This is a genomic window from Caballeronia sp. (assembly GCF_049581465.1).
In the GTDB taxonomy this organism is placed as follows: domain Bacteria; phylum Pseudomonadota; class Gammaproteobacteria; order Burkholderiales; family Burkholderiaceae; genus Caballeronia.
On the sequence record NZ_JBAUSA010000920.1, the window covers coordinates 1 to 3,251 of the forward strand.

2 protein-coding genes and 1 pseudogene are annotated in these 3,251 nt (G+C 58.1%); 2 read left to right on the forward strand and 1 reads right to left on the reverse strand.

Annotation, left to right across the window (positions count from 1 at the left end; genetic code table 11):
• A pseudogene (locus WCA53_RS22615) lies at positions 1-1,135 on the forward strand (hypothetical protein); the annotation flags it as partial.
• Positions 1,136-1,966: 831 nt separating this feature from the next.
• Positions 1,967-2,398: an Ig-like domain-containing protein gene (locus tag WCA53_RS22620; RefSeq protein WP_423915760.1), complete on the forward strand. Its 432-nt coding sequence runs from the start codon at positions 1,967-1,969 to the stop codon at positions 2,396-2,398.
• Positions 2,399-2,504: 106 nt separating this feature from the next.
• Here the strand turns inward: WCA53_RS22620 and WCA53_RS22625 are convergent.
• Positions 2,505-3,251: lyase family protein (locus WCA53_RS22625; RefSeq protein ID WP_423915762.1), on the reverse strand; the 747-nt coding region annotated here is incomplete at its 5' end.

Genomic DNA, 3,251 nt, shown 5'->3' on the forward strand with positions numbered 1-3,251 from the left:
GGTGTATCTGGACGGCAATAGGGTTGGCACGGCAAGCGTGAGCGGCACAAGCTGGACCTTTAACGGTTCCGGCGTCAAGGTGGGAACGCACACTTATACGGCGCGTGTTGAGTCGAGCACGGGGCAAGGCGCATATTCGTTCGGATGGGCGTTTACGGAAGCCACGTATGTGCCGCCCCCCCCTCCCCCCCCCCCACTCCCGGCGCCGGCGCCCACGATCACAAGCGTCAGCTCGACGGGCACCTATACTATGGTCGTCAGCGGCAAAGGCCTGGCGGGCTTTACGGTCACTGTGTATGCGGATTACTATAGTAGTATGCAAGCGTTAGCGCTCGGCGTCCGCGTGGATTCGAGCGGCAACTGGTCGGCTGCGGTGACCATATCGGGCAACGGTAATCACAGCATATCTGCCAGCCAGTACAGCTTCTATGACCCGGTTTACAACTCACCTAGCCCTGTGTCGAGCGGTTGGAGCGTCACGATCGGTACACTGATGCAGTCCGCTCATGCAACGGACGATCAAGCGCTTGCCGTTGGTTCGGCTGACGGTAACCAGCAGCCGGACCACGCCGTCGCGCAAACCGATCCGGTTCCCAACACGGTCAACGATCACCAGTCATTCACCGGGACAACCGGGCATGACACGGTGGACCTGAACGTGGACCCCGCAATCTACTTCAAGGAATCGACGGCTCACATCGAGGGCAGCACGGCTCATCCGCTGGACGCAACCGGTGCGGCGATCGCTGTGAACGCCGTGCACCTGACGGGTGACCATCAGGTTCTCGACCTGACCTCGCTCACCGGCAAGACGGCAGCGGCGAAGATCTCGGGCATCGAGGTGTTTGATCTGGGCGGTCATGCGAACAACCTGAAGCTCTCGCTGACGGACGTACTGAACCTCGGCGAACAGGACCTGTTCCAGAAGGACGGTCACCAGCAGCTGATGGTGAACGGTTCGAACGGCGACACGGTGGATCTGTCGAACACGCACATTGCGGGCGTGGCGGACGGCCAGTGGCAGGCCGAAGGCACGGCGGTAGTGGGCGGCGTGACGTACAACGTGTACGAGCATTCAGGCGCACACACGGAGTTGCTGGTGCAGCAGGGCGTGCAGGTGGCCTTGCATAACTAAGGGCGCAAACCGGCCGGTCTTTGCTCGAACAGGAAGCCGGCCGTTCTAAAGAGTAAGTAGAGAAGCCGTTGGGGGAGCGATCCCGCAACGGCTTTTTGTCGTTTTCCGGCCAGGGGGCGAGCTGCAAAAAACTGTTCCGGCGTTCTGCTGGACCTGCCGTTCTCGCTGGATAGCTTGAGGCGCCGTGTTCCACGCACTGTGCCCTCGAGAGCATGGAGTTGGGCGAGACCCGGTGCGACGTCCTGCGTTCGTTTCGATTGGCGGGTCGAATGAATGATGTACGCGGACAACGCTCTTGTGATGAGCCTGTTGCGCGTTGGGGAACTTGTGTTTGCGCAATGAATCAATTCGTTTTCCAGGGGGCATGTCGCAGTCGCACGTCTTGGCTTGACGCCCCATCGACTTAACAGTAATCAGGCAATGCAATTATGGCGCTTCAACCAAAAGACCGTCCCAGGCAGTTACGCAGTTGCTGGTTCAACAAGGCGTGCGGATCGCCGTGCATTAATGCGTGAGGCCGGCTTTCGCCCGTTGAAGCAAGCCCGTTGCATAAAGTTGGACAGAAAGCCGTTCCGGGAAACTGGAACGGCTTTCTGCATCGCGCCGCGCCATGTCCGCCGCTGAATCTCTTCCAAACCCGCAACACCCTATTTCAATATTTCGGTGGATCGGCTGGACGCAATTCGCTAACTTGGCGATTGCAGGATCGTTGTCCGGTGATTCGCATTCGTGTGTGTTCTGGTTACTTGATTTGATATCCGTATTAATGAAGGCGGCACACCACTCAATAAACGCCGCGTTGATTCTTAATTCAAAAAAGGATGCATAGAAATGGCTTCTGACCTGGTTGATAGCGTAAAGGCCGTCATTACATATGTGGATGGTGTACCCGGAGGCGGCATTATCCAGAGCGAAAAACCGCTGATTGCGGGAATATCCGACTCATTTGCAACCGTCGACGTTTATGACGGAACGGCATTGCTTGGCGTGGTTTCAGCAAATGGGCAAGGAAGCTGGTCGCTGCAGCTCACCAATGCGCTTTTTGACGGCATCCACGACTTGTCGGTGGTCCAGGTTGGCGACTACGGCATGGCCAGCCCCGCGAGCTATTTCCCGATTACCGTACAGGTGCCGGAGAGCACGCGAGCGCCTTTCGAGAACGACCCTTCCCCGGGGATCACGGACGGCGCGGCCGAATCCGCGACGCCATTTTTCCCGCCCAACCCTTTTACCGCGCGTTCGGTGCGCGGCGCGATTTCCTAACAAGCCGACACCGTGTCCAGCACGCTCCGGATTCGTCCATGAGAAAAGACAAAAGCCGCTCGATCGACTCGAGCGGCTTTTGCGCAGGCGGTTCAAAACCGGCGTGTTATTTAATCCGCTTCGCCAGTTCGATCGCTTTCCCCACATAGGAACCCGGCGTCATGTCGAGCAGGAGCTTCTTGGCGTCATCGGGAATGGCGAGGCCGCCGATAAACGTCTGTAAGCCTTCGCGCGTGATGCCCTTGCCGCGCGTGAGTTCTTTCAACTGCTCGTAGGGATTTTCCACACCGTAGCGGCGCATGACGGTTTGCACGGGTTCGGCCAGCACTTCCCAGCAGTTGTCCAGATCTTCATTCAACCGTGCCGCATTCACTTCGAGCTTGTCCAGTCCGCGAATCAGCGAGTCATAGGACAGCAGCGAATACCCGAACGCCACGCCAATATTTCGCAGTACGGTGGAATCCGTGAGGTCGCGTTGCCAGCGGGAGACGGGGAGCTTGTCCGCAAGATGGCGCAGCATCGCGTTCGCCATGCCAAGATTGCCTTCCGAGTTCTCGAAGTCGATGGGGTTGACCTTATGCGGCATCGTCGATGAACCGATTTCACCCGCTTTCGTCCGCTGCTTGAAATAGCCGACGGAAATATAACCCCAGATGTCCCGATCCAGATCGAGCAGGATGATGTTGGCGCGCGAGATGGCGTCGAAGAGTTCGGCCATGTAGTCGTGCGGTTCGATCTGGATGGTGTACGGATTGAACGCGAGCTTCAGCCGCTCTTCCACCACCGCTTTCGAAAACGTCTCCCAGTCGAACTCCGGATACGCCGATACATGCGCATTGAAATTGCCCACGGC